This window comes from Kitasatospora sp. NPDC050543 (assembly GCF_044457565.1).
Taxonomy (GTDB): domain Bacteria; phylum Actinomycetota; class Actinomycetes; order Streptomycetales; family Streptomycetaceae; genus Kitasatospora.
Genome location: NZ_JBITGZ010000018.1, coordinates 100,695 through 125,555, shown reverse-complemented (window position 1 = coordinate 125,555; position 24,861 = coordinate 100,695). Strand labels below are relative to the sequence as shown.

Here is a 24,861-nt window from a genome sequence, read left to right as displayed (position 1 = left end):
TGGCTCTCAGCAGCTGCAGTTCATCGGGGGACACACCGGGAAAGGAGCCGGGCGCCATGGAGGCGAGTACGGCACGCGACGAGATCAACACCCTGCTGGACGACACGTTCGGCGCGATCACGCCCGCCCTCAAGTGGCGTGACACGACCTTCACCCTGAAGCCCAAGCAGACCGCCGACAACAAGGACCGGGACGTCGCGATCGCGAACAAGGACCGCCAGGTCCTGACCCGGCTGTCCAAGGAGAAGGTGGGCAGCCTGCTCGGGCTGGTGGAGCGGCACTGGAAGCAGCGCGGCTACGAGGTCGAGTCCGTCAACCCCAAGGACCCGTCGATCCAGGTCCGCACCTCCAAGGGCTATGAGCTGCGGCTCGTCGTGGGCGGGGAGGAGAACATCGCGACCTTCTCCTCCTCCGTCGGTGACGTGAAGTACCACGGCGAGCCGTACCCGTTCGGCCCGGGCGACCCCGCGCCGACCAACTCGGCCGGCCAGCCCGATTACGGCCTCACCTACGACGACCCGTTCTGGTCGCACTGAGTGTCTGCCGGTGCGGCGCCGTTCCCCCGGCGCCGCACCGGATCTGACGGTCACTCAGCCACTGACCTGCTGAGCAACCGTCCGATCTGGCACAGAACCGGTACACCCCCGCCTGGCTCGTCGGGTAAAGAACTCGCTAAGTTTCTGAACGCCAGACGTACCACGAACGGGGGAAAGACATGCCAGTAGCACCTGATGCGGGCGGCGGCTCGGGCTTCCAGGTGAAGCCCGGGGAGTTGAAGGGCGCCGGGGAGACGGGCAAGGCCACGGCCGAGCTGATTCCCGGTGAGACCAAGGGCGTGCTCGGCGCGTCCGACACCGCCGAGGCGGGGCTCAAGGGCTGGACGACCGGCGCCGAGCTCAACTCCTGCACCGACTCCTGGCGCGCGATCCTCGACGGACTCGCCGCCGAGATGGACCGCCAGAGCGCCAACCTGATCAGCACCGCCAAGAACTACGAGGACACCGACGCGCACGCCGCCGGCTCCCTCGCCAACGCGGGCGGCGGCCGGTGACCGAGCGCTCGCTGACCGCCGCCGCAACGACCGCGATGCCGGCGGGGGGTGCCTGAGCATGGACATCCCCACCCTGCGCGACGCCAAGCCCGGCGACCTGATCACCGCTGCCAACGCGTACTCCACACTTCAGGACTCCTTCGGCAAGCACGCGGAGACCTGGAAGGACGGCGTCGACACCCGGGTCAAGAACTCCGGCTGGACGGGTGACGCGGGCGGCCAGGCCCAGCAGTCGCTGACCCAGACAACGGCCAAGCTGTCCGCCGCCCAGATCGAGCTCGGCATGATCGGGCCGGTCCTCAAGGACGGCTCCGAGGCCTTCCTGCTCGCCCAGTCCAAGCTGCTCGACGCCCTGGCGGACGCCAAGGCCGGCGGCTTCACCGTCGACGACGACGGCGGCGTCTCCTGGCCGCCCACCAGCGCGGCCGAACGCCACGACCCGGACTTCAAAGACCCCTCCAGCGAGGGCAAGGCCATCAGCAAGCGCATCAACGACGCGCTGAACGAGGCCGCCCACGCCGACCAGGTCATCGCCGAACGCCTGCGCCACTACACCGACGCCGCCAAGAACGGCACCGGCCTGGACCTCGGCACGGCCACGATGGAGCTCACCAGCAAGATCACCAACGTCTTCGGCGGCGACGAGGACCTGATCGACACCGCCATGCCGCCGGCGAACGCCTCCCCCACCGAGGTCAACTCCTGGTGGAACGGCCTGACCGCGGACGAGCAGAAGCGCCTCATCCAGGAACACCCGGACAAGTTCGGCAACCGCGACGGCATCCCGGTCGCGGCCCGCGACCAGGCCAACCGCATCATGCTGCCCAGGCTGATCAAGCAGTACGAGGAGAAGAACCCCAAGGACGACTGGGACCAGAAGAAGCTCGACGGCTTCAAAGCCATCGAGAAGCGCATCGCCGAGGAGGACAAGGACCCCGGCCCGCCGCCCGTCTACCTGGTCGGCGTCAGCGACGAGGGCCAGGGCCGCGGCATCATCTCCTTCGGCAACCCCGACACCGCCAAGAACACCACCGCCTACGTCCCCGGACTGACCACGGTGCTGAGCGATGTCGGCGACAGCGGCGCGGGCAGCGCCAAGGAGGTCTGGAAGTCCACAGAGGCCGGCAACGGCAACAAGGGCGACACCGCCTCGATGATGTGGCTCGGCTACGACGCCCCGCAGCTCGGCGCGAACCTGGAGACCGGCGACGTCACGCTCAAGGACCGCGCGGAGAAGGGCGGGGAGAGCTACCAGAGGTTCATGCAGGGCATGCGGGCCACCCACGAGGGCTCCCCCGGCCACCTGGTCGCGCTCGGCCACAGCTACGGCTCGCTCACCGTGGGCCAGGCCGCGCAGCGCGACGGCGGCATCCCGGTCGACGACATCATCCTGATCGGCAGCCCCGGCGTCGGCGCCGAGAAGGCGTCGGACCTCAAGATCGACCCGAAGCACGTCTGGGTCGGCGCCGCCATGCTGGATCCGGTCACCCACATGCCGTCCAAGGCCGAAGCCGGCGGCGGCCTGATCGCCGGGCCGATCGGGGGCGCGGTGGGCCACGTCGTCGACCCGCACCAGCTCTGGCACGGGCAGGACCCGGCCAGCGAGGACTTCGGCGCGCAGCGCTTCGCCGTCCACCCCGGACACGACCTCGCCGACCAGTTCAACAACCACTCGGACTACATGAACTCCAACGGCGGGCCGTCCCTGGGCAACATCGGGGCGATCGTCGGCGGGCACCCCGAGAAGGTCGTCCACGATGACCACCGATAGGCGCGAGGCAGCATGAGCGCACGATCCCGCTCCCGGCTCGCGGTCGCCGTCCTCGGCCTCGCCATCGCCGTCAGCGGTTGCAGTCAGTCATCCACCACCACAGGAGGGAAGCCCACCATGGAGGCGAGCACGGCCCGGGACGAGTTCAAGGCGCTGCTGGACGACACCTTCGCCGCGATCACCCCGCAACTGACGTGGGGTGACGACACCTTCACCGTCGAGCCGAAGCAGACCTTCGACAACCAGGACCGCGACGTCGCGATCGCGGAGCAGAGCCGGCACGTCCTGACCCGGCTCTCCGAGGAGAAGGTGGGCAGCCTGCTCGGCGTCGTGGAGCGCCGCTGGAAGGAGCGCGGCTACACGGTCGACTTCGTCAACCCCAAGGCGCCGTCCATCCAGGTCCACACCCCGAAGGGCTACCAGCTGGACCTCGTGGTCGGCGGGGACGGAAAGGAGCGGAGCGCGACCTTCACGGTGTCGGTCGACAAGGTGAAGGTCACCGGCGAGCGCCACCCGTTCGGCCCCGGCGACGCGGCGCCGACCGACGCGACCGGGCAGCCGAGCTGGCAGCCCAACGTCGACGACCCCTTCTGGTCGCACTGATCCCACGGCCCGAGCGGCTCCATCACCCTGCCCCCGTCGCCACCAGGCGGCGGGGGCAGGGATTTTGACGCGATCAGATCATGTGTTGGGATCCGGTGAACCTCGGCTGGCCCGACACGTCAGGAACTCGCTAGGTTGCTGAACGCCACACCTAAGACCGGGGGGAAAGACATGGCAGTAGCACCTGATGCGGGCGGCGGCTCGGGCTTCCAGGTGAAGCCCGGAGAGTTGAAGGGCGCCGGGGAGACGGGCAAGGCCACGGCCGAGCTGATTCCCGGTGAGACCAAGGGCGTGCTCGGCGCGTCCGACACCGCCGAGGCGGGGCTCAAGGGCTGGACGACCGGCGCCGAGCTCAACTCCTGCACCGACTCCTGGCGCGCGATCCTCGACGGACTCGCCGCCGAGATGGACCGCCAGAGCGCCAACCTGATCAGCACCGCCAAGAACTACGAGGACACCGACGCGCACGCCGCCGGCTCCCTCGCCAACGCGGGCGGCGGCCGGTGACCGAGCGCTCGCTGACCGCCGCTGCAACGACCGCGATGCCAGCGGGGGGTGCCTGAGCATGGACATCGCCACCCTGCGCGACGCCAAGCCCGGCGACCTGATCGCCGCCGCCGACGCGTACCGAACCCTGCACGAGACCTTCGGTAAGCACGCGGAGACCTGGAAGGACGGCGTCGACACCCGGGTCAAGAACTCCGGCTGGACGGGCGGCGCCGCCGACCAGGCCAGGCAGTCACTGGCCCAGACCACGGCCAAGCTCTCGGCCGCGGGAATCGAGCTCGGCTTGATCGCCCCTGTCCTGCGAGACGGCTCCGAGGCCTTCCTGCTCGCCCAGTCGAAGCTGCTGGACGCCCTGGCGGACGCCAAGGCCGGCGGCTACACCGTCGACGACGGCGGCGGCGTCACCTGGCCGCCCACCAGTGCGGCCGACCGCCACGACCCGGACTTCAAGGACCCCTCCGTCGGAGGTAAAGCCATCCACAAGCGCATCAACGACGCGCTGAACGAGGCCGCCCACGCCGACCAGGTCATCGCCGAACGCCTGCGCCACTACACCGACGCCGCCAAGAACGGCACCGGCCTGGACCTCGGCAACGCGATGATGGAGCTCACCAGCATCGGCCACTTCGTCGGCAACGAGGATCTGATCGCCACCGCCATGCCGGTGCCGGACGCCTCGCCCACGGAGGTCAACTCCTGGTGGAACGGCCTCACCGCGGACGAGCAGAAGCGGCTGATCCAGGAACATCCGGACAAGATCGGCAACCGCGACGGCATCCCGATCACTGCCCGCGACCAGGCCAACCGCATCATGCTGCCAAAGCTGATCAAGGAGTACGAGGACAAGAAGCCCAAGGACGACTGGGACGAGTCCAAGTTGAAGGGCCTGAAGAGCATTCAGCAACGCCTCAAGGACGAGGACAACGACGGCAAGGAGCCGCCGGTCTACCTGGTGGGCGTCAGCGGCGAGGGCCAGGGCCGCGGCATCATCTCCTTCGGCAACCCCGATACCGCCAAGAACACCACCGCGTACGTACCGGGGCTCGGTACTGAGCTGAGCGCAGTCGGCGGGGGCGGCGCGGGCAGCGCCAAGGAGGTCTGGAGGGCCACCGAGAACGCCAATGGCGACCACAGGGACACCGCCTCGATGATGTGGCTCGGCTACGACGCACCGCAGCTCGGTGCGAACTGGCAGACCGGCGACGTCATGTCCAAGGAGCGCGCGGAGAAGGGCGGGGAGGCTTACCAGAAGTTCATGCAGGGACTGCGGGCCACACACGAGGGTGATCCTGGTCATCTCGTCGGGCTGGGCCACAGCTACGGCTCACTCACCGTGGGCCAGGCCGCGCAACGGCCTGGCGGCATTCCGGTGGACGACATCATCCTGATCGGCAGTCCCGGCACCGGCGCCGACAAGGCATCGGATCTCAACATCGACCCCAAGCACGTCTGGGTCGGGGCCGCCATGCTGGACCCCGTCACCCACATGCCGTCCAAGGCCGAGGCCGGCGGCGGCCTGATCGCCGGGCCGATCGGGGGCGCGGTGGGCCACGTCGTCGACCCGCACCAGCTCTGGCACGGGCAGGACCCGGCCAGCGAGGACTTCGGCGCGCAGCGCTTCGCCGTCCACCCCGGACACGACCTCGCCAACCAGTTCAACAACCACTCGGACTACATGGGCGACAAGGGTGGGCCGTCCCTGGGCAACATCGGAGCGATCGTTGCCGGGCATCCGGAGAAGGTCACTCATGACGACTATCGATGAGCGAAGGGCACGATGAAGACACAATCCGGCCTTCGGCTCGCGGCTGCCGTCCTCGGCTTCTGCGTAGCGGTCAGCGGTTGCAGCCTGTCATCCACCACCTCAGGAGGGACGCCGACCGTGGAGGCGAGTACGGCCCGGGACGAGTTCAAGGCACTGCTGGACGACACCCTCCAGGCGATCACCCCATCAGTGAAGTGGCGTGACAATGGCGTCAATGTGGAACCCGAGCAGACCTTCGACAACAAGGACCGAGACGTCGCGACTGCAAAGATGAGTCGTCACGTTCTGACCCGGTTCTCCCCGGAGAAGGTGGGAAGCCTGCTGGGAGTTGTGGAGCGGCGATGGAAGGAGCGCGGCTACAAGGTCGAGTTCGTCAACCCCAACGCGCCGTCCATGCAGGTCACTACCTCCAAGGGATACAGGCTCACCCTCACCGTCGGCGGGGGAGACGAGCGAAAGGTCGCCAGCTTCGACGTCTCGGTGGACAACGTGAAGGTCACGGACGAGCGCTACCCGTTCGGCTACGGGGACCCGGTGCAGACCAACGCGGCTGGGCAGCCTGACGAGCAGTTCTACTTCGACGACCCGTTCTGGTCGCACTGATCCCACGGCCCGAGCGGCTCTCACGCCCTGCCCCCGTCGCCATCCGGCGGCGGGGGCAGGGATTTTGACGCGATCAGATCATGTGTTGGGATCCGTTCACCCATTCGTAGGATCATCACCCTAGAATTCGCCGCGTGACGATGACTCAGTGGTGCGGATCGGCAGTCGGCGTGCTCGCCGCCCTCTCCTTGGTGGCCGCCGCCCGCTACCGGGCGGTAGCCCGGGTCCAGCGCCGCAAGGTCACCGCGCAGCAGGACGAGCTCGACGCGCTGCGCGAGCAGCTGCGGGCCGAACTGGCCCGGCGCGGCGCCGAGATCGCGGCCGTCCAGCAGGAGCAGGAGCTCAACTCCTCCACCCGGCGGGCCTTCCTCAGCGTGGCCCGCCGGATCCTGGTGATGGCCCACGACCAGCAGGCCCTGCTGGACGAGATGGAGCGCACCCACGACGACCCCACGCTGCTGGAGGGCCTGCTCAAGGCCGACCACGCCGCCGCCCAACAGGCCCGGCTCGCCCAGACCCTGGCCGTACTGTGCGGCGCCAGGGCCGGGCGGCACTGGCCGGAACCCGTCGCCCTGGAGGACGTGGTACGCGGCGCCCAGTCGCGCATCCTGCCCTTCCAGCGGGTCGTCGTCCGCGCCCGGATCGAGACCGCCGTGGTCGGCGCCGCCGCCGAGGCGCTGATCCACGCCGTCGCGGAACTGCTGGACAACGCGACCCGCTACTCGCCGCCCAGCACCCAGGTGTTCGTCACCCTGATGCCGGTGCACAACGGCGCCGTCATCGAGATCGACGACGGCGGGGTCGGCATGCCCGAGCACTCCATCGCCAAGGCCGCCTCCGCACTCGCCGGCGGCACCACGCTGGAGGTCTCCCGGCTCGGCGAGGTACCGCAGCTGGGCCTGGCCGCCGTCGGGCGGCTGGCCGAGCAGTACGGCTTCCGGGTCACCCTGAGCTCCGCGCCCTCGCCGTACGGGGGTGTCCGGGTCGTGGTCCTGCTGCCGAACGCGCTGCTCACTGAGCCGCTGCCGGCCGCCGGACCGGGCCTGGACCGGATCCCGGTCCAGGCCGAACCCGCCGCGCCCCGACCCCAGGCCGGCCACCCCGGCGGGGCGCAGCACCACGGCGCGCCGCACAACGGGACTCAGCCCGTCGGCGCCCACCGGGCCCCGCCCGGACAGCCCCCGGCCGCCCCCGCGGCCGAGAGCGCCCCCGCGGCCGGGCCCACCGAGCCCCCGCCGCTGCCGCGCCGCAGTCACCGGCGCGACCGCGCCACCGGCACCCCCCGGCCGGAGGGCGTTCCGCCCGCACCGGCGCCGGCCCGCTCCGCCCGGGACGCGCAGTCCTTCATGGCGAACTTCCAGGCCGGCACCGCCAGCGGCCGCTCCGCCGCACGCGGCGCGGCCCGGCCCGGGAGCCCCGGCACGCAGCCGGCCGGCTCCGGCGTCCAGCCCGAGCACGACGACGAATCCAAGCCCGCTTCACACCGCCTCCCCCAGCGTTCCGGAGAGTTCCATGACCACCAGCAGTCCTGATCTCGGCTGGCTCCTCGCCGACATCACCACCGTCCCCGAGGTCCAGCACGCCGTCGTGGTGTCCAACGACGGCCTGGAGATCGGCCGCAGCACCGGCATCGTCCGGGAGGACGCCGAGCGCCTGGCGGCCGCCTGCTCCGGGCTGCAGTCGCTGGCCAGGGGCGTGGCCCAGGGCTTCGGCGGGCGGCAGAGCACCACCCGTCAGATCATCATCGAGTACGGCGGCGGGTACCTGTTCGTGGTCGCCGCCGGGGCCGGCGCGCACCTGGCCGTGGTGACCGGCGAGGCCGTCGACGCGGGCCTGGTGGCGTACCAGATGCAGGTCCTGGTCGAGCGGATCGGCACCCACCTGACCAGCCCGCCACGTGTGGAGCAGGCGGCGGGAGGCCTGCGGTGAGCGGCCCAGTACGGCCCTATGTGATCACCGGAGGCCGGAGCCGGCCCAGCCGCGAGGCGCTCGCCCTGGAGAGTCTGGTGAGCGCGTTACCGGAGGCGCCGGAGCCACCGGACGGCACGCTCAACCGTGAGCACCGTCGAATTCTGGCCATCTGCCGGAGCCTGCTCTCCGTGGCCGAGGTCGCCGCCCATCTGAGCCTGCCGCTCGGCGTCGTCAAGGTCCTGGTCGGCGACCTCTGGGACCTTCGCGCCGTCCAGGTCCTCCCGCCCGTACCGCAGGCCGAGCGCCTGCCCACAACCCTCCTGGAAGAGGTGCTCGTTGGCCTCCGCCAACTTCGCTGAGACCACGCCCGCCGAGGCCGAGTCCACGCCCGCCGAGCCCGGGACCAAGTCCGGGACCGCGGAGCCCGACTACCTGCCCGCCTCGGTGCGGGGGGCCGTGAAGATCCTGGTCACCGGACCGTTCGGGGTCGGCAAGACCACCCTGGTCGGCTCGCTCAGCGAGATCGCCCCGCTGCGTACCGAGGAGGTCATGACCGCCGCCAGCGAGGGCGTGGACGACCTCGACGGGCACAGCGGCAAGACCACCACCACCGTGGCCCTGGACTTCGGTCGGATCACCCTCAACCCGAGGCTCGCCCTCTACCTCTTCGGCACCCCCGGCCAGCAGCGGTTCTGGCCGCTCTGGGACGACCTCTCGCGGGGCGCCCTCGGCGCGATCGCCCTGGTCGACCTGCGGCGCGCGCACGAGAGCTTCGACATCCTCGGGCGGCTGGAGGAGCAGCGCATCCCCTTCGCGGTGGCCGTCAACACCTTCCCCGACAGCCCGAGTTACCCCGAGGACGAACTGCGCTCGGCGCTCGATCTGCTGCCCGAGGTGCCGATCCTGCACTGCGACGCCCGGGACCGCAGGGCCGCCTACGACCTGCTGATCGACTTCGTCGACCACCTGCACTCCACCGCCGTACTGGAGCTCCAGCGATGACCACTCCCGACCCGGCGCCGGGCCCACCGCCCGGCTGCCCGATGCACGCCGGCGGCGGTACGGGCGTCACCCCGCTCTACGGGGCCAGCGTCGCCGACGACCCGCACGGCCTGTACGCCCGGATGCGCGAACAGCACGGCCCGGTCGCCCCGATCGAACTGGAGCCCGGGGTCGAGGCCTGGCTGGTGATCGGCTACCCCGAGCTGCTCGAACTCACCCGCAACGAGCAGCTGTTCTCCAAGGACTCGCGCCGCTGGCGGGTACCCGCCGAGGGCCGGCTGGCGGCCGACTCGCGGCTGCTGCCGATGACCTCCTGGCGGCCCACCCTGCTCAACCAGGACGGCGCCGAGCACCAGCGGCTGCGGGCCGCCGTCGCCGACACCCTCGGCCGGATCGACCACCGGCAGCTGCGCGAGACCACCGAGGCCGCCGCCGACAGCCTGATCGACGGCTGGGGCCCGGACGGCACCGCCGACCTGATCACCCAGTACGCCCGCCGGCTGCCACTGCTGGTCTTCACCCAGCTGCTCGGCCTGCCCGCCGAGGCCGGCCCCCATCTGATCGAGCTGATCAGCCACTTCGTGGACAGCAGCGAGAAGTCCGTCCGGGCCAACGCCGAGTTCCAGGCGATCCTGGTCGACCTGGTCCGCCGGCGCCGGGCCGAGCCGGGCCCCGACCTGACCTCCTGGCTGCTCGCCCACCCGGCCGGGCTGAGCGACGAGGAGGCGGTCCACCATCTGGTGGTGATCCTGGTCGCCGGCAACGAGACCACCATCAACTGGACCGGCAACACGCTGCGGCTGCTGCTGACCGACCGGCGCTTCCGGGCCACCCTGACCGGCGGCCGGCTGACCGTCTCCGACGCGCTGGAGGAGGTGCTCTGGCGCGACCCGCCGACCCAGAACTTCCCCGGCCGCTGGGCCACCGGGGACACCGTGTTCGGCGGCCAGTACATCACCGCCGGCGACATGCTCGTCCTGGGCCTGGCCGCCGCCAACGCCGACCCGGCCGCCCAGGGCAGCGCCACGCCCGGCGCCGCCGGCGCGTACGCCCAGGGCGCGACCGGACTGGCCGGCAACCGCGCGCACCTGGCGTGGGGCGGCGGCAAGCACGTCTGCCCGGCCCAGCACCCCGCCCGGCTGATCGTCGAGACCGCCGTCGAGACCCTGCTGCACCGCCTGCCCGACCTCCAACTCGCCGTCCCCGCCGCCGACCTGACCTGGCGTCCGTCACCCTGGTCGCGCGCCCTGGTCAGCCTGCCGGTGCTGTACAGCGCCTTCACCCCACCCCGCCCCGCCGCACCCGAAAGGCCCGTATGGACACCGCCGACACCCTCACCGCCGTCAGGCTCGACCCCTTCGGACGGGACCAGCACGCCGAGAACGCCCGGCTCCGCGAAGCCGGGCCGGCGGTCCTGGTGGAGCTCCCTGGCGGGGTGGTGGTCTGGGCGATAACCCGCCACGACACGCTCCAGGACCTGCTGGCCGACCCCCGCGTCGGCAAGAACCCACGGCTGTGGAACACCTTCAACGAGGGCAGGCTCCCGGAGGGCTGGCCGCTGCTCAACTTCGTCACCGTGCCCGGCATGGTGACCGCCGACGGCGAGGACCACCGACGGCTGCGCGGGCTGGTCAGCCAGGCCTTCACCCCGCGCCGGATCGCCGAGCTCCAGCCCGCCATCGAGGCCCGCGCCGAGGCGCTGCTGGACGGGGTCGAGCTGCTGGAGGGCGAGTTCGACCTGCGCGAGCACTTCGCCTACCCGCTGCCGATGCAGGTGATCGGCGAGCTGCTCGGCCTGCCGCCCAAGCAGCAGGACGAACTGCACGCGCTGTCCGACACCCTGGTCAGCAGTTCCGCCACCCCCGAGGCGGCGCTCGGCGCCCAGCGCGGGCTCTTCGCGCTGCTCGCCTCGGTGGTCGCGGCCAAGCGCGCCGAACCCGGCGACGACCTGACCACCGACCTGATCCACGCCCGCGAGGCCGACGACCGGCTCAGCGAGGAGGAGCTGGTCGGCACGCTGCTGCTGATGCTGGTCGCCGGGCACGAGACCACCCTCAACCTGATCACCAACGCCGTCCGCGCCCTGCTCGCGCACCCCGAGCAGCTGCGGCTGGTGCTGGACGGCGAGCAGCCGTGGTCGGCGGTGGTGGAGGAGACCCTGCGCCACGACTCGCCGGTCGGCCAGTTCCCGCTGCGCTACGCGGTGGAGGACATCGAGGTCGGCGGGGTGCTGATCCGGCGCGGCGAGGCCCTGCTCGCCTCGTACGCCGCCGCCGGACGCGACCCGGGGCACTACCCTGACGCCGACCGCTTCGACCTGACCAGGCAGCCCGCCCGGCACCTCTCGCTCGGGCACGGCCCGCACTTCTGCCTGGGCTCGGGCCTGGCCAGGATGGAGGCGGAGACGGCGCTGCGCGGCCTCTTCGGGCGCTTCCCCTCGCTGGCCCTGGCCGACGGACCCGCGCCGGAGCCGATCGGGTCGTTCGTCAGCAACAGCGTGCGGGTCCTGCGGGTACGCAAGGCCTGACGGCGGTCTGCGGTGGGAGCGCCCGGCCGCGAGGGTGCTCCCACCGCCCGGCCCTTCGGGTGCCGCTCCCGGTCGTCGGTACCCCCGCCCGGGGCGTCCAGCACCTCGCCGCACACCGGCAGGGCTGAACGGCAGGGCTGGACGGCAGGGCTGGACGGCAGGGCTCAGGCGCAGGGCCGGCCGGCGCAGGCTCAATCCGCCAGCAGCTGGTTCAGCTCCTGGTAGGAGAGCCCGCCGGACAGTGCGCCGTACGTGCCGGTCGCGTAGACCTCCTCCGCCGCCCGGCGCAGCGCCGCGTACGCCACGCTGGCCAGGCCCGGGCCGAGGCTGATCCTCGCCACGCCCAGCTTCGCCAGCTCGGGCACCGCCGGGGCGCCCGGCCCGGCCATCACGTTCAGCGGCGCCGGCAGTGCCTCGGCCAGGGCCGCGACGGTCTCCTGGTCGCCGACGCCCGGGACGAAGATCCCGCTCGCGCCCGCGTCCAGGTACGCCCGGGCGCGGGTCAGCGCCGCCTCCAGCCGCTGCTCCGGGTCACCGACCGCCAGCAGGTAGACGTCGGTGCGGGCGTTGACGAACAGTTCCACGCCCGCCGCGTCGGCCGCCGCGCGGGCGGCGGCGATCCGCTCGGCCGCCTCCGCCACCGGCCGCAGCGGCGTGGCGCCGCCGTGCAGCGCGTCCTCCAGGTTGACCCCGACGGCGCCGGTGGCGAGCAGCGCGGTGACGCTCTCGCCGACCCCGGCGGCGGTCTCGGCGAAGCCGCTCTCCAGGTCGGCCGTGACGGGCAGTTCGCCGGCCGCCGTGACCACCCGGGCGGTCTGCGCGAGCACCGCGGCGAGGTCGGCCCGATCACCGTCCGGGAAGCCGAGGGTCCAGGAGACGCTGGCGCTGGCGGTCGCGACGGCGCCGGCTCCGGCGGCGGCCACCAGCCGCGCCCCGGCCGCGTCCCAGACGTTGGCGAGGACGAGCGGGTCACCGGCGCGGTGCAGCCGGTGCAGGAGTCGGGCCTTGCTCTGCTGAGTCGTCGTCATGGAGGAGAGCCTCTCAGTCCGTCGGGGTGAGGTCTGGCGGATTTCGGACGCGCACGGGCGACGCTCTCCCCGCACCGGGCGGCGCCTCGACGGGCGGGCGCGGGCCGGCGAACGCCGCCGGCGGGACCGCGGCAGGCAACCGCCGCCGGGGAACCGCCGGGTGGCTGTTACCGGGGGGCGGGGCTCAGCCGGGAGGTGACGCCGATCCGGTTCCAGGCGTTGATGGTGATGATCAGCGCGATCAGCTGCGCCAGCTCGGCCGGCTCGAACTGCCGGGCGGCCTCGTCGAAGACGGCGTCCGGCACATGGCCCTCGGTGAGCAGGGTGACGGACTCGGTCAGGGCGAGGGCGGCCCGCTCCCTGGCGGTGAACCACGGCGTCTCGCGCCAGGCGGGCAGCGAGTGGATGCGGTGGTCCCGCTCGCCGCCCTTGAGCGCGTCCGTGGTGTGCATGTCGAGGCAGTAGGCGCAGCCGTTGATCGCCGAGGCGTGGATCCGGACCAGCTCGGCGATCACGGGGTCGACGCCCTCGCGGGACGCGCGGTCCAGCCCGTACATGGCCTTGTAGAAGCCCGGGGTGAGGTCGGGGAGGGAGATCCGCTGCGCGGGGGCGGGCACCAGCGCGTCCGGGTTACCAGTGGTGGTGGCGGCAGTGGCGGTGGTGGTGTAGTTCGTCGTCATGGAGTCCAACCTAGAAGCAGACTGGACCGGCAGTGTGGTTCATTTGAGCCATGGAATCCTGGTCCACTTTCGGCGGCGACCTCCACCTCGACCTCACCGGGCGGCGGGCGCGCGGTCTCGGCCTGCGGGCCGCTCTTGAGGACGCGCTGCGCGAGGCGGTCCAGGACGGCCGGCTCGCCCCCGGCACCCGGCTGCCCTCCTCCCGGGCCCTCGGCGGGGACCTCGGCGTCGCCCGCAACACGGTGGTCGAGGCGTACACCCAGCTGGCCGCCGAGGGCTGGCTGACCTCCCGCCGGGGGTCCGGCACCACGGTGGCCGCCCGCGCGACACCCTCCCGCCCCGTCTCCTGCCCCGCCGAACCCGCCAGCGGGCCGGCCATCCGCTACGACCTGCGGCCCGGCCGCCCCGACCTCTCGCTGTTCCCCCGTACCGCCTGGCTGGCCGCCGCCCGCCGGGCACTGGCCACGGCCCCGCACGACGCGTTCGGCTACGGCAACCCGCTCGGCCGGATCGAGCTGCGTCGCGCGCTGGCCGGCTACCTGGCCCGGGTCCGCGGGGTGCGCACCGACCCCGCGCACATCCTGCTCTGCTCCGGGTACACCCAGGGGCTCGCCCTGCTCGGCCGCGCGCTGTCCGATCGCGGCACCGGCACGCTGGCGGTGGAGGCGTACGGGCTGCCGCGGCACCGCGAGGTGGCGCGCTTCGCCGGGCCGGCCACCGAGCCGCTGCCGCTGGACGAGGCCGGCGCCCGTACCGACCTGCTCGCCGGCAGCCGCGCCGGGGCGGTGCTGCTCACCCCCGCGCACCAGTTCCCGCTCGGTGCGCCGCTCCCGGCCGCCCGCCGGCAGGCGGCGGTGGAGTGGGCGCGGGAGCGCGACGGCTTCGTGATCGAGGACGACTACGACGGCGAGTTCCGGTACGACCGCCAACCCGTCGGCAGCATGCAGGGGTTGGACCCGGAGCGGGTGGTGTACGCGGGGACGGCCAGCAAGAGCCTCGCGCCCGGGCTGCGGATCGCCTGGCTGGCTCTGCCGGGTGCGCTGGTCGAGCCGCTCGCCCGTCTGAAGACACTGGCCGACGGCCAGTCCGGCGTGCTGGACCAGCTCACCCTGGCCGAGCTGATCACCTCGGGCACCTACGACCGGCATGTACGGCGCTGCCGCCTGCACTACCGGCGCCGACGGGACCGGCTGGTCGCGGCACTCGCCGAACGCGCGCCGGACGTACGGGTGACCGGCATCGCGGCCGGGCTGCACGCGGTGCTCCAACTGCCGGACGGCGCACCGCCGGAGGCCGAGCTGCTGGCACGGGCCGCGGCGGCGGGCCTGGCCGTGGGCGCTCTCGCCGACTGCCTGGACGACCCCCGACAGGCACCGCGGGCGGCGCCCGCCCTGGTGATCGGCTACGGCACGCCGCCCGAGTACGCCTTCGCGGGCGCGCTGGACGCCCTGTGCACGCTCCTCGAACCGCTCGGCCGCCCCTCGCGCTGACCTGCCCGCCCTGACCTGCCCGCCCTGGCCTGCCCGTGCGACCTGCCGGTGCAAGCTGCGCGTGCACCCTGCGCGCCCACACGCGCGGCCGACCCGCACGCGGCGCCCGTCCCGGTCAGCGCCAGCCGGTGCAGGACAGGACGTCACTGTCGGCGATCCCGAGGCAGGCCCGGGATCGGCCCGAACCGTCCACCATGGCCGTGAAGTTGGTGTTCCGCCCTCGGGGGATCGTCAGCGACTGCCGGGCGCCGTGCTCGTTCTCGACGAACAGGACGTGGCCCGCCGGCGCGGCGGTGGCCCGGGCCCAGTTCGCCCGGCAGCCGGCGCTCCAGCGCAGCTCCACCCGTACCGAGGCCCCCGCGAACGACACCGCCGTGCTCGCGCCGCTCGCGCAGCCGGTGGCGGACGGGTCCCGCCCGTGGCAGCCGCCCGCGGTGCAGCCGGCGGCGGCGCGGGCGGGGCTCGGGATGGCCGCCATGAGCGCCGCGGCCAGAACGAGTACCGCGCCGGCGGCCACCGGCTTCCTGACAGTTCCCACGACTCCTCCTGAGGGCCCGGCCTTCGGGGGCGAACGGCCCCTGCGCCTCAGACTGCCGCACCGGCCGAGGCGGTGGCGCGGGGCCGCGCCGACCGTGCGCCGGGCGGGGTGCGGGCGTTAGCCCTTGCGGCCCTCGCCCGCCTCCGCCCGGCCCACACCGGACCCGGGTGCCGGATCCGGTGCGGGATGGGGCCGGGATGGGGCCGGGATGGGGCCGGCATGGGGCCGGCGCCGGGGGCCCGGTCAGCCCTTGTGACGCGAGCCCACCTCGAACAGCAGCATGATGAAGCCCGCGAAGCCGTGCGTGGCGACCATGTAGATCAGGACCCTGATCCCGACCCGGCGATTGGCCCGCTTGCCGGCGTCGATGGTGGCGGGCGCGAGCGCCTCGGCGGCGCCGGCCACCGGCCCGGCGGTGGCGGACCCGGCGGACCCGGCGGGAGCAGCGGCGGACTCGTTCATGGAGGGCCTCCTTCCTTCCGGGCGGCACGCGGCCACCCGGGAAGTCGTGACGATGGGTCGGATCGGTGGAGTCGCACCCGCAGAAGCGCGGGCGTGGAGTTCAGTGCGGCGTCCCGCCGCCCAGGCAGAGCTCACCGCCGGGGCTCTGCAGCAGGGTGTGCAGGAACAGCAGCTCGACGCCGTCCCCGGACTCGGCGGCGATGCAGTGCGGGGTGAGCGAGTCGAAGTGCGCCGAGTCCCCCTCCTCCAACAGGTGGACCCGCTCGCCGAGGGTCAGCCGCAGCCGGCCCCGGACCACGCACAGCCACTCCTCACCGGGGTGCACCCGGACCACCTCGTCCTGGAGGCCCGGCGGCACCTGTACACGCAGGGCCTGCATCGCCCGGCCCGGGGCGCCGGCCCGCCGGTAGCCCCAGCCGCCGGCCTTGCCGGGCTCGATCGCGCCACCGCGCACCACCGGGTCCGGATCACCCGGCGCCTCGCCGAGCAGCCCCGAGACGGTGCTGCCGTACGCGCGGGCGAGGCCGAGCAGGACGGGCAGCGACGGCTGCCGTCTGCCGGTCTCCAGACGGGAGAGATACGCTGTGGAGAGCCCGACGCGCGCGGCGGCGGCCTCCAGCGTGAGGCGACTGCTCAACCGCTGCTCACGCAGCCGGGCCGCGAGGCCGGCCACCTCCTGGTCGTCCGGTGAGCTGGTGGTCATGCCTCCAGTGGACACCCCCTTCTGCCCGTCGGGCAAGAAATTTGCCCCAGAGGCAAACCGACCGGTGAGCCTTCTAGGGCCGCGGGATGTTCCGCAGGTTGCTGCGCGCCAGGTCGACCATCTTCCCCACGCCGCCCGAGAGCACCGTCCGGCCCGCCGCCAGGGCGAAGCCCCTCAGCTGGGCTGCGGTGATACGCGGCGGGATGGAGAGCGCGTTGGGATCGGTGACCACGTCCACCAGGGCAGGCCCGGGCCGCTCCAGCGCCTCCGCCAGCACCTCCCGCACCTTGGCCGGGTCCGTCACCCGCTTCGCCGGTACGCCCATCGCGCGGGCGATGGCCGCGTAGTCCACGTCCCCGTTGTCGACCTCGTACTCGGGGTAGCCGGAGACCAGCATCTCCAGCTTGATCATGCCGAGCGCGCCGTTGTTGAAGACCACCGTCTTCACCGGCAGCCGGTGCTTGACCACGGTCAGCAGCTCACCGAGCAGCATCCCCAGCCCGCCGTCGCCCGACATCGAGATCACCTGACGCCCGGGGCAGGCGAGTTGGGAGCCGATCGCGTGCGGCAGCGCGTTGGCCATCGAACCGTGCAGGAAGGATCCGATCACCCGGCGCCGCCCGTTCGGGGTGAGGTAGCGGGCCGCCCAGACGTTGCACATCCCGGTGTCCACGGTGAACACCGCGTCCTCGGCGGCCAGTTCGTCCAGCACGGCGGCGACGTACTCGGGGTGGATCGGCAGGTGCTTCTCGATGTCCCTGGTGTACGCGCCGACCACCCCCTCCAGCGCCCGCAGGTGGCGGTCCAGCATGTCGTCCAGGAAGGTGCGGTCGTCCTTGTGCTCCAGCAGCGGGAGCACGGCCCGCAGGGTCGCCGACACATCGCCGTGCACGGCCAGTTCGAGCGGCGTACGGCGGCCGAGCCGGGTGGCGTCGTGGTCGACCTGGACGGTGCGGGCCTGTGGCAGGAAGGAGTCGTACGGGAAGTCGGTGCCCAGCAGCACCACCAGGTCCGCCTCGTGCAGCGCCTGGTGGCAGGCGCCGTAGCCGAGCAGCCCGCTCATCCCGACGTCGTACGGGTTGTCGTACTGGATCCACTCCTTGCCGCGCAGCGAGTGCCCGACCGGCGCCTGTACGGCCGCCGCCAGCTCCATGACCTCGGCGTGCGCCCCGCGGGTGCCCGCGCCGCAGAACAGCGCCACCCTCCGGGCGGAGTTCAGCGCCCGGCCCAGCGCCTGCACCTGCGACCAGGGCGGCGCCGCCACCGCCTGCTCGGTCAGGAACTGCCCGCTGCCGGTCGGCCCGGCGGCCGGCAGCGCGGCGACGTCCCCCGGGAAGACCAGCACCGACACCCCGGGCGCGCCGAGCGCGTGCTGCACCGCCACCCGCAGCAGCCGGGGCAGCTGGGCGGGCGTGGAGACCATCTCGCAGAACGTGCTGCAGTCGGTGAACACCCGCTCGGGGTGGGTCTCCTGGAAGAAGCCGGTGCCGATCTGGCCGGACGGGATGTGCGACGCCAGCGCCAGCACCGGCAGTCCGCTGCGCTGGGCGTCGTACAGGCCCTGGATCAGGTGCGTGTTCCCGGGGCCGCAGGAGCCGGCGCAGACCGCGAGCCGGCCGCTCAGCTCCGCCTCGGCGGCGGCCGCGAACGCCCCGGCCTCCTCGTTGCGGACATGCACCCAGCCGATGCCCTCGGTCCGGCGGATCGCGTCGACCACCGGGTTGAGGCTGTCCCCGACCACGCCGTAGACCCGCTCCACCCCGGCCTGCCGGAGCACCTCCACCATCTGCTCGGCCACACTCACCACGGGGCACTCCTCCTCGGGCCTGTGATCGCTCCACACCGCGGCGACCGCGTCTCGGCGACCGCACCGCGTTCGCGCGCAGGCACCTGACGGCGGTCGCACACCGCAACGCGGGCGTACGGCGGCGCGGTCGTACGGCAGCGCGGTCGTACGGCAGCGCGGTCGTACGGCGACGTGGTCGCACCGCACCGACACCCTCCGGCGCCCGAGCCGGTGCCGCACCCCGGGCGCGCCCGGACGGGTGAGCGCCGCCGCGCCCCACCGCACGCCTCACCACCGCGCGCTCACCGCCGCACGCCTCACCACCGCGCGCTCACCGCCACCCGCCTGCGCCGGCCCTACTCCGCGGCCAGGTGGTCCGGCCCCGACCCGACCGTGCCTCCGCTGGCCACGCCCGGCTGGGCGTGCCGACGAGCCGGCTCGCGGCCCGGCGGCTGGACGCAGCGCTCCTGCGGCGGCGGCGCCAGCGTCGGCCGGTGCACCGGCCGGCCCGCCTTCACCAGCAGCTCCTCCCCGTCGTGGCTGAACTTCAGCTCCGTGCCCTGGCGCAGCGTGTACGTCGTCCCGGAGTGCGTGATGGCGATCTGCACCAGCTTCTCCCGCACCAGCATCGAGAACGTCAGCCGGCGCAGCCCGGCCGGCAGCCGGGGCCGGAAGGACAGGTGCTCGCCCTGGTCGCGCACGCCGCCGAAGCCCGCCACCAACGCGATGCAGGCACCCGCCAGCGAGGCCATGTGCAGCCCGTCCCCGGTGTTCCCGCCGAGGTTGTGCAGGTCCATCAGGGCGGCCTCGGCGGTGTAGTCGTACGCCAGGTCCAGCTGCCCGACCTCCGCGGCGATCACCGCCTGCGTGCAGGCCGAGAGCGAGGAGTCCCGGACGGTGAGCCGCTCGTAGTACGCGAAGTTGCGGGCCTTCTGCTCGGCCGTGAAGGCGTCGCCGCGCACCTGCATGGCGAGCACCAGGTCGGCCTGCTTGACCACCTGCTTCCGGTACAGGTCGAAGTACGGGTAGTGCAGCAGCAGTGGGTACTTCTCCGGCGGGGTGTGCTCGAAGTCCCACAGCTGGTGGTCGGTGAAGCCGTCCGCCTGCGGGTGCACGCCGAGGTTGGCGTCGAAGGGGATGAACATCGCCCGGGCGGCGTCCCGCCAGGCGGCGGCCTCCTCGGTGTCGACGCCGAGGGCGGCGGCCTCGTCCGGGTTGCGGGTGGCGGCCTCGGCGGCGGCCCGCAGGTTCGTCTGCGCCATCAGGTTGGTGTAGACGTTGTTGTCCGCGATCGCGCTGTACTCGTCGGGGCCGGTGACGCCCTCGATGCGGAACCGCCCGATCGCGTCGTGGTGGCCCAGTGAACGCCACATCCGGGCGGTCTCCACCAGCAGCTCCAGCCCGTACTCCCGCTCGAACTGGAGATCCCCGGTGGCCCGGATGTAGCGGACCACGGCGGAGGCGATGTCCGCGCCGATGTGGAAGGCTGCGCTGCCGGCCGGCCAGTAGCCGGAGCACTCCTCGCCGCGGATCGTCCGCCAGGGGAACACCGCGCCCGCGAGGCCGAGTTGGGTGGCCCGCTCGCGCGCCAGCGGCAGGGTGGTGTGCCGCCAGCGCAGCGCCTGGTTGACCGCCGCGGGCAGACAGTAGGTGAGCACCGGGAGCACGAAGGCCTCGGTGTCCCAGAAGCTGTGCCCGTCGTAGCCGGGGCCGGTCAGCCCCTTGGCGGGGATGGCCCGTTCCTCGCTGCGGGCGCCCGCCTGGAGGACGTGGAAGATCGCGAACCGGACGGCCTGCTGGAGCTCGACGTCGCCCTCGATCTCGATGTCGCTGGCGTCCCAGAAGCTCCTCAGGTACTGGCTCTGCTCGGCCGCCAGGCCGTCCCAGCCGGTGTACCTGGCGGCGGTCAGGGCCGCCTCCACCTGGTCCCGGACGGCCGGCAGCGAGCGGGTCGCCGACCAGCCGTACGCGATGAACTTGACCAGCCGCAGCGGCTCGCCCGGGCTGAGCACCGTGGTGACGCTGATCCGTCCCTGGTCGTCGGTGCTCTCGGCGGTGCTGTCCAGGCGGCCCGGCCCCTCGATCAGGTGGTCCATCCCGGCCGCGACCCGGATCCCGCTGTAGCGGGTGCGGTGCACCAGGACGGCCTTCGTCCCGGCGGCGTGGGCCGCCTCGCCGATCAGCGGGGCCTCCAGCGCGGCCGCCGCCCGCGGATCGCCCGCCCCGGCCTGCGGCAGCTGCTCGTTGGCCACCAGCTCGGACTGGAGCACGATCCTGACCGGACCGTCCACCGCCTCCACCCGGTAGTCCACGGCCGTCACCGCGCGCTGGGTGAGCGAGACCAGCCGGGCGGACGTCACCCGCACCGTCCGCCCGGCCGGCGAGGTCCACTCCACCTGACGGCGCAGCACGCCCTCCCGGAAGTCCAGCGTCCGGCTGTGGCCGTGCAGTTCGCCGTAGCGCAGGTCGAACGGCTCGTCGTCCACCAGCAGCCGGATGATCTTGCCGTTGGTCACGTTGATGACGCTCTGGCTGGACTCCGGGTAGCCGTAGCCCGCCTCGCCGTACGGCAGCGGGCGCAGCTCGAACACGCCGTTCAGGTACGTCCCCGGCAGGCCGTGCGGCTCGCCCTCGTCCAGGTTGCCGCGCAGGCCGATATGGCCGTTGGAGAGCGCGAAGACGGACTCCGCGCGGGCCGGCCCGGTCAGGTCCAGGGTGTGCTCGACGATCTGCCACGGGTCGACGGTGAAGTTGTCCTGGCTGGTCACGGCTCCTCCCCCGGGATCAGTTCGGCCAGGTCGCGCACCACCACGGTCGCGCCGTGCCGGCGCAGCTCCTCGGCCTGCCCGGTGCGGTCGACGCCGACCACCGCGCCGAAGCCGCCGGCCCGCCCGGCGGCCACCCCGGCGAGCGCGTCCTCGAAGACGGCGGCGTGCTCGGGCGGGGTGTCCAGCGCCCTGGCGGCGGCGAGGTAGGTGTCGGGGGCGGGCTTGCCCGGCAGGCCCTCGCGCCGGGCCACCACCCCGTCGATCACCACGTCGAAGAGCCCCTCGATCCCGGCCGCGCGCAGCACGTCGCGGCAGTTGGCGCTGGAGGACACCACGGCCCGGGGCAGCCCGAGCACCCGCAGCCGGTGCGCGTACTCCACCGAGCCCGGGTACGGCTGCACGCCCTGGTCGTGGATCATGCGCAGCACGGTGTCGTTCTTGGCGGTGCTCACCCCGTGCACGCTGCGGGTGCCCGGCGGGTCGTCGGGGCCGCCCTCCGGGAGGTCGATGCGCCGGCTGCGCAGGAACGCCCTGGTGCCGTCCAGGCGCGGCCGGCCGTCGACGTAGGTGTCGTAGTCGGCGACGGCGTCGAACGGGACGAACTCCTCGTCCGTACGGGCCGCCTCGGCGCGCAGGAAGGAGTCGAAGGTGTCCTTCCAGGCGGCCGCGTGGACCTCGGCGGTCTGGGTGAGCACACCGTCGAGGTCGAAGAGGAAGGCGCGGATGTCGTCCGGAAGACCCAGCATGTGTGCGGTCCTACTCCCGAATCGTGGCGGTACCCCCTGGGGCCGGCGGCGCCGGAGCGCCGCCGGGGCGGGGGTGCGGGACACCGGGGGCTCGGCAGGCCCGCCGCGGCGGGGGGCCGGGCGGGGCGGGCGGGGCCCGGGCGGGGATCAGGGGGAGTCGGGCGGGGGCTCAGGGGGAGTCGGGCGAGGCGATCAGCGCGAACAGGGCGCCCTGGGGGTCCTGGACCACCGCCATCCGGCCCGCCGGCATGTCGAACGGCGGCTGGATCACCGAGCCGCCGGCCTTGACCAGCGCGTCCACGGTCGAGTCGCAGTCGTCGACCGAGAAGTACGCCATCCAGTGCGGGAGCGTGCCGTCCGGCAGGTAGTCGGGCACCGGCTGCGCACCGCCGACCGTGCGGTCCCCCACGTTGAGCGAGTAGTAGCCCGGCATCCCCTGGATGGTGGCCGGGCGCAGCCCGAGAGCGCGGTGGTAGAACGTGCCGGCGCCCTCCACGTCGGTGGTGTTGAGCTCGTTCCAGGTCAGCGCGCCGGGCTCGTTGACGACCTGCGCGCCGAAGAACTCCAGCGGCTGCCAGACACCGAACACCGCGCCGGTCGGGTCCGCGCCGACCAGCATCCGGCCGGTGGTCCCGACGTCCGTGACGGGGAACATGATCGTGCCGCCGTGCTCGGCGATCGCCCGGCCGGTGGCGTCGGCGTCGTCCGAGGCGAGGTACGTGGTCCAGACGGTCGGCGGCTCGGGCCGGCCCTCCTGCGGCATCGCGGCCATGATCCCGGCGACCGGCCTCCCGTTCAGCGCGCAGACCGCGTACCCGCCGTACTCGGCCGGGCCCACCTCGCCCTGCCAGCCGAACAGGTCGCGGTAGAAGTCCAGGGCCGCCTGCTGGTCCTTGACCATGAGGTCCACCCAGCAGGGGGTGCCGGGCCGGTACGGAGAGGTGACTACGGGCATTGCTGTCCTCCTAGCGGTGGGTCCGGGCCGCCGCGCCACGTCCGGACGGCGGACGGTCCACACGGCCCACCTTCGTCGCGCGGCCCAGATCCCGCCACCGGACGGAGCTGCGGGCGGGCGGCCATGCCCGGCCCGGACTCACTGCTTCTTGACCGTGCGGACTCACTTCTTGACGAAGTAGGGCTGGCTCTTGCCGCTCTGCGCGTAGTCCTTCAGCCGCACCAGCAGCTCGGCCCAGGTGCCGGCCACCATCGGCACGCCCTCCTCGGTGCCCGGCTGCCAGCCGCCGTGCCGGAACAGCAGCCGGGTCCGGCCGGGCTCGTCCGGGTTGTCGGAGAGGTCCCAGCTGATCCAGGTGCCGGCCCAGTGCGGCGGGAAGGAACCGACGTTCGCCCAGACCACGCGCTCCAGGTCGGCCCGCTCGCGGCGAAGCCGGAACGGCTCGGGCACCCCGGGGAAGTCGAACAGCAGCACCTCACCGTCACGGTCCACGGCCGTCGTCCACCAGCTGATCAGCCCGTCGTGGGTGTTCAGCGCGGCCAGCACGACGGCGCGGGGTGCGGCGACGTCGATCTGCATCGCGATCTCGGTCATGGACACGCCTCCAGGGTTCCCGGCCCCCTCGCGGCCAGCCTGGCACGCGCCGCGAGCCGCCGCACGCCCTGGCCGAGCCCCCGCCAGGGCCCCGGTTCCCGGCAGCGTCGCCGCGGCCAGGACCAACCTGGCTTCCCCGCCCCCCACTTGGTGCAGGCCGATGCAGCAGCGGGACGGGACAGAACGAGACAGCGCGGCACCCCGGCCGTGGAGCATGGCCGGGGTGCCGTCGCGTCGGCTCCGGACGCATCGGACGCGTCGAGTGCCGGGAAAATCTGTGGGGCGCGTGGGGCTCGAACCCACAACCTACGGATTAAAAGTCCGCAGCTCTGCCAATTGAGCTAGCGCCCCGCCGACCTGCACCCCCCGCTGTCGCGGTACGGCGCCTGCGGGGTGATCCTACCCGGTACGGCCCAGGCCTTGGCCAGCGGATTGCCAGGGCGCGCCGGGTGCCCGGAGCGGCTCGGAGCGGCCCGGGGCCCGCTGCGATGCCGTCCGGACGGCGCGGCCGGTCAGCCGGCCACCGGGTCCGCGGCCCAGGTGTAGTGGGCGGCCCGGACCCGGCGCAGCCAGGCCTCCGCCGGAGCCGGGTCCGGAGCACCGGGCAGCACACCGCGGCGGTCGAAGCGCCGCTCGGCGTCCGCCAGCAGCTCGGCCGCCAGCTCCGGCCGCTCCGCGATCCGCTCGCCCAGCTCGCGTACCCGCTCGGGCTCGGCGGGGCGGACGACCAGTTCACCGCTCTCGTGCAGCCGCGTGCCCTGCTCCAGCAGCCGGACCAGGTGCCGGGCGTGCTTGGCCGCCCTGGCCCGGCCCGCGCGGTCCGCGGTGTCGCGGGTCCGCAGCTTCCTGAACTGCTGCTCGGCGTACCCGAGATAGGAGCCGCGGACGGCCTTCGAGCTGAGGAACGAACCGCGGATGGCGATCAACTCCTCACCGAGCGGCGTGCGGACCTCGTACAGCTCCGGCGGCAGCCAGGCCAGCTCGGAGGAGCTCGGGTTGCAACCGAGCGCGAGGCGGCACCACTTGGCCGCCTCGTGCAGCGTGCGGTCCGGGGCGGTCGTCACATGGGACTCGGCGGGCCGCCCCAGGCCGTGGAACTCCTCGGCGGGCGCGGCGAACAGGCCCAGCCGGTCGACGTCCGAACCGGCGTGCGCCAGGCCGTACGCGGTGGAGCCGACGATGCCGCTCAGCAGGACGTTCTCGGGCATGCCGCCTCCTCTTCGTCTACCGGCTCTGTCCACCGGTTTCGCCTCCCGGTTTCGTCTCCCCGCATCAGCCACGGGGCACCGTACGGCCGGTGCCGGTACGGCCGGTGCCGACCGGTGACGGCCGAGTCTGCCCGTCCGGCCCGCTCGCGGCCACCGAATTGCC

General features: G+C 73.1%; 24 protein-coding genes and 1 tRNA gene. 13 read left to right on the top strand and 12 right to left on the bottom strand.

Annotated features, from left to right (window positions below):
• Positions 1 to 56: 56 nt before the first annotated feature.
• The 12 genes from ACIBH3_RS22530 (at position 57) to ACIBH3_RS22475 (ending at position 11,740) form a co-directional block, all read left to right on the top strand.
• Positions 57 to 536 carry a hypothetical protein gene (locus ACIBH3_RS22530; protein ID WP_396313819.1) on the top strand — a complete coding sequence of 160 codons (480 nt, stop codon included), beginning with the start codon at positions 57 to 59 and terminating at the stop codon, positions 534 to 536.
• Positions 537 to 715: 179 nt separating this feature from the next.
• On the top strand, positions 716 to 1,051 hold the full coding sequence (locus ACIBH3_RS22525; RefSeq protein ID WP_396313818.1) for a type VII secretion target: 336 nt from the start codon (positions 716 to 718) through the stop codon (positions 1,049 to 1,051).
• Between the two features lie 58 nt (positions 1,052 to 1,109).
• A complete protein-coding gene (locus ACIBH3_RS22520) occupies positions 1,110 to 2,822 on the top strand; it encodes an alpha/beta hydrolase (RefSeq protein WP_396313817.1) in 1,713 nt (570 codons plus the stop codon).
• 12 nt (positions 2,823 to 2,834) lie between these two features.
• Positions 2,835 to 3,425: a hypothetical protein gene (locus tag ACIBH3_RS22515; protein ID WP_396313816.1), complete on the top strand. Its 591-nt coding sequence runs from the start codon at positions 2,835 to 2,837 to the stop codon at positions 3,423 to 3,425.
• 171 nt (positions 3,426 to 3,596) lie between these two features.
• Positions 3,597 to 3,932: a type VII secretion target gene (locus tag ACIBH3_RS22510; RefSeq protein WP_396313815.1), complete on the top strand. Its 336-nt coding sequence runs from the start codon at positions 3,597 to 3,599 to the stop codon at positions 3,930 to 3,932.
• A 58-nt stretch (positions 3,933 to 3,990) separates the two neighbouring features.
• Positions 3,991 to 5,697 carry an alpha/beta hydrolase gene (locus ACIBH3_RS22505; protein WP_396313814.1) on the top strand — a complete coding sequence of 569 codons (1,707 nt, stop codon included), beginning with the start codon at positions 3,991 to 3,993 and terminating at the stop codon, positions 5,695 to 5,697.
• Between the two features lie 117 nt (positions 5,698 to 5,814).
• Entirely contained in the window at positions 5,815 to 6,300 is a 486-nt protein-coding gene (locus ACIBH3_RS22500; protein WP_396313813.1) for a hypothetical protein, read from the top strand.
• A gap of 140 nt (positions 6,301 to 6,440) precedes the next feature.
• Positions 6,441 to 7,832 carry an ATP-binding protein gene (locus tag ACIBH3_RS22495; RefSeq protein WP_396313855.1) on the top strand — a complete coding sequence of 464 codons (1,392 nt, stop codon included), beginning with the start codon at positions 6,441 to 6,443 and terminating at the stop codon, positions 7,830 to 7,832.
• Entirely contained in the window at positions 7,813 to 8,229 is a 417-nt protein-coding gene (locus tag ACIBH3_RS22490; RefSeq protein WP_396313812.1) for a roadblock/LC7 domain-containing protein, read from the top strand. The genes ACIBH3_RS22495 and ACIBH3_RS22490 overlap by 20 nt, the downstream gene beginning before the upstream one ends.
• Positions 8,226 to 8,570 carry a DUF742 domain-containing protein gene (locus ACIBH3_RS22485; RefSeq protein ID WP_396313811.1) on the top strand — a complete coding sequence of 115 codons (345 nt, stop codon included), beginning with the start codon at positions 8,226 to 8,228 and terminating at the stop codon, positions 8,568 to 8,570. Before ACIBH3_RS22490 ends, ACIBH3_RS22485 begins: the two co-directional genes overlap by 4 nt.
• A 73-nt stretch (positions 8,571 to 8,643) precedes the next feature.
• Positions 8,644 to 9,213, top strand: a complete 570-nt coding sequence (locus tag ACIBH3_RS22480) for a GTP-binding protein (protein WP_396313854.1) — start codon at positions 8,644 to 8,646, stop codon at positions 9,211 to 9,213.
• Positions 9,214 to 10,528: 1,315 nt separating this feature from the next.
• Positions 10,529 to 11,740: a cytochrome P450 gene (locus ACIBH3_RS22475; RefSeq protein ID WP_396313810.1), complete on the top strand. Its 1,212-nt coding sequence runs from the start codon at positions 10,529 to 10,531 to the stop codon at positions 11,738 to 11,740.
• A gap of 191 nt (positions 11,741 to 11,931) precedes the next feature.
• On the opposite strand, the gene ACIBH3_RS22470 is transcribed toward ACIBH3_RS22475, so the two are convergent.
• Together ACIBH3_RS22470 and ACIBH3_RS22465 are read right to left on the bottom strand one after the other, a co-directional pair.
• Positions 11,932 to 12,768: an isocitrate lyase/phosphoenolpyruvate mutase family protein gene (locus ACIBH3_RS22470; protein ID WP_396313809.1), complete on the bottom strand. Its 837-nt coding sequence runs from the start codon at positions 12,766 to 12,768 to the stop codon at positions 11,932 to 11,934.
• A 167-nt stretch (positions 12,769 to 12,935) separates the two neighbouring features.
• Entirely contained in the window at positions 12,936 to 13,448 is a 513-nt protein-coding gene (locus ACIBH3_RS22465; RefSeq protein WP_396313808.1) for a carboxymuconolactone decarboxylase family protein, read from the bottom strand.
• Positions 13,449 to 13,498: 50 nt separating this feature from the next.
• Between ACIBH3_RS22465 and ACIBH3_RS22460 the strand changes: the two genes are divergently transcribed.
• Positions 13,499 to 14,938 carry a PLP-dependent aminotransferase family protein gene (locus ACIBH3_RS22460; protein ID WP_396313807.1) on the top strand — a complete coding sequence of 480 codons (1,440 nt, stop codon included), beginning with the start codon at positions 13,499 to 13,501 and terminating at the stop codon, positions 14,936 to 14,938.
• Positions 14,939 to 15,053: 115 nt separating this feature from the next.
• On the opposite strand, the gene ACIBH3_RS22455 is transcribed toward ACIBH3_RS22460, so the two are convergent.
• The 10 genes from ACIBH3_RS22455 to ACIBH3_RS22410 all read right to left on the bottom strand — a co-directional run bounded on the left by ACIBH3_RS22455 (position 15,054) and on the right by ACIBH3_RS22410 (position 24,698).
• Positions 15,054 to 15,476, bottom strand: coding sequence for a DUF2690 domain-containing protein (locus tag ACIBH3_RS22455; protein ID WP_396313806.1), 423 nt, complete (start codon positions 15,474 to 15,476; stop codon positions 15,054 to 15,056).
• A 243-nt stretch (positions 15,477 to 15,719) separates the two neighbouring features.
• The gene (locus ACIBH3_RS22450) at positions 15,720 to 15,938 is read right to left on the bottom strand and encodes a DUF6126 family protein (RefSeq protein ID WP_396313805.1); all 219 of its coding nucleotides are present in this window, start codon (positions 15,936 to 15,938) and stop codon (positions 15,720 to 15,722) included.
• Between the two features lie 100 nt (positions 15,939 to 16,038).
• Positions 16,039 to 16,641, bottom strand: coding sequence for a helix-turn-helix domain-containing protein (locus ACIBH3_RS22445; RefSeq protein ID WP_396313804.1), 603 nt, complete (start codon positions 16,639 to 16,641; stop codon positions 16,039 to 16,041).
• 73 nt (positions 16,642 to 16,714) lie between these two features.
• Entirely contained in the window at positions 16,715 to 18,427 is a 1,713-nt protein-coding gene (locus ACIBH3_RS22440) for a pyruvate dehydrogenase (RefSeq protein WP_396313853.1), read from the bottom strand.
• Positions 18,428 to 18,783: 356 nt separating this feature from the next.
• On the bottom strand, positions 18,784 to 21,195 hold the full coding sequence (locus ACIBH3_RS22435; protein ID WP_396313803.1) for a glycoside hydrolase family 65 protein: 2,412 nt from the start codon (positions 21,193 to 21,195) through the stop codon (positions 18,784 to 18,786).
• A complete protein-coding gene (locus ACIBH3_RS22430) occupies positions 21,192 to 21,941 on the bottom strand; it encodes an HAD family hydrolase (RefSeq protein WP_396313802.1) in 750 nt (249 codons plus the stop codon). The genes ACIBH3_RS22435 and ACIBH3_RS22430 overlap by 4 nt, the downstream gene beginning before the upstream one ends.
• 169 nt (positions 21,942 to 22,110) lie before the next feature.
• Positions 22,111 to 22,896, bottom strand: a complete 786-nt coding sequence (locus tag ACIBH3_RS22425; RefSeq protein WP_396313801.1) for a VOC family protein — start codon at positions 22,894 to 22,896, stop codon at positions 22,111 to 22,113.
• 162 nt (positions 22,897 to 23,058) lie between these two features.
• Positions 23,059 to 23,490 (bottom strand): SRPBCC domain-containing protein, encoded by a 432-nt coding sequence (locus tag ACIBH3_RS22420; RefSeq protein WP_396313800.1) that lies wholly within the window; start codon positions 23,488 to 23,490, stop codon positions 23,059 to 23,061.
• 278 nt (positions 23,491 to 23,768) lie between these two features.
• Positions 23,769 to 23,841: transfer RNA gene (locus tag ACIBH3_RS22415), tRNA-Lys, on the bottom strand.
• Between the two features lie 161 nt (positions 23,842 to 24,002).
• On the bottom strand, positions 24,003 to 24,698 hold the full coding sequence (locus ACIBH3_RS22410; protein WP_396313799.1) for a DNA polymerase beta superfamily protein: 696 nt from the start codon (positions 24,696 to 24,698) through the stop codon (positions 24,003 to 24,005).
• Positions 24,699 to 24,861 lie beyond the last annotated feature (163 nt).